The organism is Lamprocystis purpurea DSM 4197 (assembly GCF_000379525.1).
Taxonomy (GTDB): domain Bacteria; phylum Pseudomonadota; class Gammaproteobacteria; order Chromatiales; family Chromatiaceae; genus Thiodictyon; species Thiodictyon purpureum.
This window is the reverse complement of record NZ_KB902393.1, coordinates 1-6,475: the sequence shown is the minus strand read 5'-3', so window position 1 is coordinate 6,475 and position 6,475 is coordinate 1. Positions and strand designations below refer to the sequence as shown.

At 65.1% G+C, this 6,475-nt stretch carries 1 protein-coding gene; it reads right to left on the bottom strand.

The genetic code is table 11. The features are described 5' to 3' along the window. Positions 1–2,371: 2,371 nt before the first annotated feature. Entirely contained in the window at positions 2,372–2,764 is a 393-nt protein-coding gene (locus A39O_RS43780; protein WP_456073016.1) for an LPD1 domain-containing protein, read from the bottom strand. Positions 2,765–6,475: the final 3,711 nt, after the last annotated feature.

The following is a 6,475-nucleotide window of genomic DNA, read 5'->3' as shown; positions in this document are numbered from 1 at the left end:
TAGGGCGCGGGGGTCGGGGGCGGGTTCTCGAACCGACGCGGATTCCTTGTCGGTTGCCTTCTTCTTCCGCGATGCCTTTGGCACTGCCTTCTGTTCGGCCTGCCCCGCCTTCGCCTCCTCCTGCGCCTGCACCTTCGCCTTCAGTTCCTCCTGCTGGCGCGTGATGTNCGCGTGCAGATGGGTCATCAGCGCCTTCTTGTTCGCGTGGAACACCGAGCCGTCATGCAGCCCCAGGTCGCTCGCCAACTGATGGGCGTCGCCGTGCGAGAGGTCATGGAATGCCTGAAGGGCTTCGGTCGTGTGCCCGTGGGCGAGGTTCTGCCGCACATGCTCCTTGCGATGGTTCCAATGGGCGAACTCCATCTGCCCGGCCTTGGTTTGGCGCTTGTCGGTGTAGGAATCCACCCACACCCGCGCGTGCGTCTTCGGGCTCAGCCGGTAATGCCCATGGATGTACGCTTTCTCCAGCCAGGCGACGAGGGCAGGGGCGCGGTGGGGGAAGAACAGCAACATGGGCGTGTGCGGGCGGTGCACGAACTGCGGGATGGCTTTTTCTATGGCATGTTCAGGCGCTGCTGGTTGCGCAGCCGGCTCAGTCAGCGCGGCCTTCGTCTTCTTGTGCTCAATCAACGCCGTCAGCAGAGGGCGAACAAGCGCTTTGCGTTCGCCTCGTTTGGATAAGTCGAAACCTGAATTATGCTCATCGACAAGATACAGGTGGCCGTCATCGCCCTTGATGATCCGATCAAATCCGTCATCCACTTTCTTGCGCGCCCAAGCGATCACATCCGCGGCGTTACTCAGTCGGGTCATGCGCTCCAGCGCGTGAACCTCTAACTCGACCTTGCGCGCGGCCTGGTGCTCGGCTTCGGCTTCATCAGATATTCCGGCCCATTCGCGTAGCGCCTTCCAGGACCCCGCGACCGTCTTCGGTAAGACGACCCCGGTGGCATCGGTGAACGCCTGCCGCCCGGCTGGGGTGGCATCCTGATCGGTCAAATTGAACCCGGCTGGCCCCAAGCGGCGTACATCCTTAGCAACCACGGCCGCGGCAAACGCGCGATCACGGGTGCCAACCGCGGGCGAGAGGTCTTGACCGCGGGCCTTGTTGTTGGCGACATTGAGCGCGCGATAGTGGCCTGCAATCTGCTCGATCCTGGCCGCGTGGTCGGGATCGGCCGCATCCTTGCCCTCCCCGGTCCCCTGGCCTACACTTGAATTGCTCTCCCGAGCGCCTGCTGTCGCCGCCCCGGCCTTGTTGGCAGCGGCAGGAAACGGGGTGCCACTGCCGGAGTGTGCGGCCTGCGCGACAGGCCAGAGCAACTTCCTTCCACCGCGTTCTTCGTAAGGCTTGCCGCGCGGATTGGCGTCCTCCAAGAACATGGTTGTTACGCCGTAATAGGCGTCCGCCCGACTTGGCTGCAACTCGACTGCCGCAAACTTCGCTCGACCATTGCGCTTGACCAGCAGCAGGCGACCGTTGGGTTGTTCAAAAATGTGCGTGAAGTGCTGTGCCACATCGTCCAGCATGGCGGCAGCATTGGGGTAGCCGTTGGCCTGGAACTCCTGTAACCGTTCGGCGGAAATGTGCTGGCGTCCGAACTCGCCACCTTCCTCCAATCGGATCGGCGCAGCGGGAAAGGCTTTGCCGGCCGACAGGATGCTATCCATCTGAGGGACCTTTCCAAAGTCGGTCCCGCCATCTGGCGATTTCACAAACTGCGGCACCGGCTTATTTCCCACCGTCCCTGCCGCCTTCTTCTCCGCCCACTTCGCCCGCTCGGTCGCCACCAGGGCGGCTTGCAGCGCCTGCCGCTTGTCCGCGAGCTTGCCGTGAACGGCTTCCATGAGGTCTTTCTTGCTGGCGTGCTGCTCACCCGCGTGCAACCCGAGTTCCCCGGCGAGCTGGTGCGCCTCGTCGTGCCCCAGGTCGTGAAACGCGTGCAACGCCTCGCGCTGCCGGCCATGGCCCAGATGGTGCTCGAAATGCGCCTTGCGCGCCGCCCAGTCGGCGAAGGTGGTCCGGCCACGCTCGGGGCGCTTGTCGGTGTAGCTGTCGACCCAGACCCGCGCGTGCGTCTTCGGGCTCAGCCGGTAATGCCCATGGATGTACGCCTTCATCAAGGCCACAAGGGCGGGGGCGCGATGGGGGAAGAACAGCAGTCTTGGCATGGGCGCGGCCTGGCGTCAGGGGGTTGGGCGCCAGTGTGGCGTCACGACGCGGGCCAGTATCGGCGGCTGACGCCTAATTCAGTTTGGACCGGGCCTTCCCGAAGAAAGGCCAGACCATCCCCATGCTGCTGGAATAAAGGGCTGCGTCATCTCGCGAGCATCCGGTTACGGCCGGGTTTAGGGTAGCGCCCGCACGCGATCATCGNTCGACCTCGGGAAACCGCAGCAACCAGTCCGGCGCGGTCGGCTTCGCCCCGATCGCCTTGAAGAACAGGTAGCGNGGCCCGTCCACCGTCAGCANNGCCTTGGCCAGCANNTCGCCCCGCGAGACTGCCGTCATCAGCCGATCGAATGCGATATTGATTCGCGTGCGTTCTTCGCCCTCGGGGAACGGCTTGGGATCGCCAAACGGACTGCGATACCACGTGTTGTCCGCTTTCACGCTGAGATAGTCGGATTGCCGGCCCTGGTCGCGTAGCCGGTCCTCGGTCCACGCCTGGAAGGCGCGCGCCGCCANTTCCTTNGTNCTNGACCAGTANGACNNNGNCTTGCCCTCGTCCAGATAGGTCGCCTCGCGCGCAAAGCTCGACATCGCCGGCCCCGCTGCTACGCGGATCGCGCCGCCGTGTTCCTGGCCGCCATAGTAGGCCGCCGCGATGGCGCGCCATTGCTTGAGTTGTCCTTGCGCCTTGCGGTTGGTCGGCGGGTACTTGGCAAAGAAGGCGTCGACCGCCTGGGTTGCGGCATGGACATCGCCCGCGTCGCGAATCAGCTTGGCGGGCGCCGGCATCCCGTAGTCGCGCATCCCTTCCGGCAGATGATCGCGGGTGACGTTGCGCTGGGCCAGGCGATAGTCTTCGCCCGAATAGGGCACGTTCACCGTGATCTGATGTGGCCCCTCATGCAGCGCCGCGCGCAGTCCATGGAACGCGTCGCGCAGCTCGCCGGCCGGGAGCGCGGATGGATCTTCAGTCAAAAATGCATCCTTGCCCATCGCCATGCCAAGCGCCTCGCCCAGGAGGTTGTCGAAGGCGTGAAACCACTCATGGGCCAGGCTGCCGCCACCGCCCATCTTGGTCAGGTTGATGACGCGTTGTACCGGCTCGTAGTGGGCGCGGGCGCCGCCGCCAAACCCGGCATTGCCTTTGCCGCGGGCACCGAAAGCCAGCGCCAGGCGCCCGTTCATCGCGATCTGCTGATCCGGCACACCGATCAGGTCGGCCAGGTCGGCGAAGGCGCGTGCGGTCTGCTCGGTGTGGAACTTGGCGCTGTTGACATCGCGCAAGACCCAGTTACCGGACTGGACCTCGCGCAGCTTGAAGGCCTCCTTGAGGGCCGCGGTGCTGTCGACCGGGACCGCTCGGCCGCCGGTGCGCTCGTAGGTGTCGGCAACCAGCAGTTGGAAGCGCGTGGATTCTTCCGACGCACCCTTGACCGCGCCCGGCTTGGGTGACTGTTCGGCCCACGACCAATCGGTGATGCGTCCGCCCTTGGCGTTGGCCACGTGCTTGCCGAACGCGTCCGAGCCCTGGTGGCTGCGGTAGTTGATGACGCCGTTGAAGCGTTCGCCTAACTGGTGCCAAGCGCGATGCAGGGGGTTTTCGATGGCGTTGCGGGCTTTGGCGCGCGCCGTGACGGCCTGCATTTTCGTCCGGATCGCACGCCCGGCAAGTTCCGTTGCGCTGGTGTTGGTCGACCCGCCGTCCGGCGTTTTCCGCCATTCGTTCGCGTGCTCAGGGTTCGCCGCGTCGAAATCGATGATCACCTGGAACGCTGCGTCTGACCGCTCTTTTGCCGCCTTCAGGTCGGCTTTTTCCGCGTCAGAGGCTTTCCCTTTCTTTTTTGCAACAATGCCTTCCGCTCGATACATCGCATATTTTGCGGTCTGCATCTGTTCTTCGAATCGCGTGCGCTGCTTCCGGTACTCATGATACGGCGCCATCGTCACGTCATACTGCGATTGCAGGTCCGCGTAGGCTTGCGCTTCCTGTTCGTTGAGCACCACCCCCTCATACTCGTCCTTGATCTCCGCGAGGACCTTGGTCACCTCGTCAGGCGTCTTGCACCGCTCCATGCGATCTCGCAACGACTCCAGGCCGGTCGCGTAATCCCGCCGCGCCTGCGGCGTATCGCTGGCCGGCTCTTTGCCGACGGCGGCGTAGACCCGATCGACCAAGAACCCCGCGGCCGGTTCCATCCCGTCCGCCTTGAGCGCGTCCCAATCGACCGCGCCGAACAGGTGCGACTTGGTGATGACCTCCTTGGCTTCGCGCGGGTTGGCTTCCAGGGTCTCCCAATCGATGGCGGTGCCGCGCACCCGTGCCCCGCTGCGCTTGGCGGTGCGCAGGAGGTTGGCCGCGTCTTCCTTGCGGCTGCCCGGCACATAGCCGGTGTCGCGGTAGCGGTAGTTAGGGCTGCTGGGGTCCAGGTCATCAGGCGGCTGAGTCGCAGCGGCTGGCGGCGGCGGTGTCGGCTTGGTGTCCAGCCCGTCAAACAAATTGCCCTGCCCGCGCGCCTCAAGCTCGTCCACCTTGCGGCTGCTGCCGCTCAGCACGAACGGCTCGCGCTCCTGATCGGCCTTGGCCCGTCGATCGGCTTCCGCGTCAGCGGCTTGCTTGGCGGCTTCCACAGCGTTCTTGCGCTTCAGGTCGTCGGGCGTCTCGCTGGTCAGGTCCAGGGCGGGGGCGGGGTCTTCGCGATGCCATCGCCCGCCCCTGAACACCAGGCCGTCGGCGTTGATGTCGCCGTCCTTGGGGCCGCTCGCCGCCCCGGCAATCGCCTCCCGGTCGGCTGGGGTGGCGCCGATGAGGACAATGGGCTTGCTGCCAAATTGGCGGGCAAATTCATCCGGACCGATGCGCCGCAACACGTCGGCAACCCCGGCCCAGAGCTTCGATTTGGACGCGCTGGGGAAAACTCCGGATGCATACGTCTCGCCAGTCGCGACCTGACGCAATCGCCAGTGAGGTATTGGCCGATCCATCCGCACGGCTTCAAACGCGACGCCCCCAATGGTGTTTTTTACCGCCTTCGGGTCGTACCCCAGCGCCTCCTGCGGCGCGCGGGGCTCTGGATCACCGGGCGCCGGGGGCGTTGGCGCTGGATCGAGCGCCTTGTTGCGCGCTATCCGCTCGCGCACATACGGCATGGCCTGGCGCTTGGCGGACTCCGACAAATCGGCCCATGATCCGTCAGCCATCCGTTTCGCCCGCGCGGTCGGGCGTCCGTCTCCGGTCGCCATGTCGGCATCTGCAAACATGACCGCGGACAAGCGAAGTTTGGGCGTTAAACCGGTCCAGGCAGCGGCTTCCTCACCCTGGTCCGACGCTGCCCCAGCGGCTACACTTGAAGTCGAACTGGAAGCGGGGCGAGCGGTGTCACCCCCGCTATCAAGTGCGTCAGTGTCAGGCCTCGTGGCGCGTCCAGTTCCCTTCCCATCTGCTACACTGGAAAGGTCAGAGGCGCTGCCAGGGGGAGCCGGATTCAGCCCTGCCGCTTGTGCGCTCGACGATGCTGAGATCCCGTCGAGGGCGCTTTTGGCATCTTGCGTCTGCGCTACACTGTCGGTACCGCTGCCAGAGGGGCGAGCCCCCTTACCCGGTCGAACAGCGCCAGCCCTCGTGTTCGCGCCAGCGGCCTTGCTTCCCACCGACGCGTCGTCTAAGCTGTTCTTGGACCCCGCAAACGGAAGGGTAGGCGATGATCCCGGCGTGCCGGACCCGTCATCGCTCCCTGTTAGCCCTGCGGGGTTCTTCTTTTCTACCGTGACGTGATCGTAATCCTCGCTTTCATCGTCATCATCCACCAGTTGCCACTGCCCATCACGCGCCACATACGCATCGCCGAAGACGGTCTTCGTCGGCGGAAACCCCGGCCGCACCGCCAAATGCGGATACTCGGCCAGGACCGCGGCCGGCACCGGCTGCCCGGCAACAACGGCATCCTCGACATGTTCTGCGTGCGAGACGCGATCCATAAACGCCGGCTCGGTGCCGCCCGCCTGGACGTGCATGTGACGCATGTCGTCGTCACTGACACTGAGCCATTTGCCCCCGTTCTGCGCCTGCAACTGCCCACTGGCGTCCAGGCGCAGCATGTCCGGCTTGGTGTANCCCAGCGGCTTGGTGCGCGAGGGTAGAACGATGGTCNGGCCGGCGCGCATGGCCGCCTGCATCCGCTCCAGCTTGGGCTTGTTCTCCTGCCGCGCGAACTCGGCGCGCGTCATCTGCCAGGGTTCCGTCGGCGTCTCCTTGGCCCGCACGATCTTCACCGGCTTCTTCCCCGCCGTCCCGGTCGCCTTCTT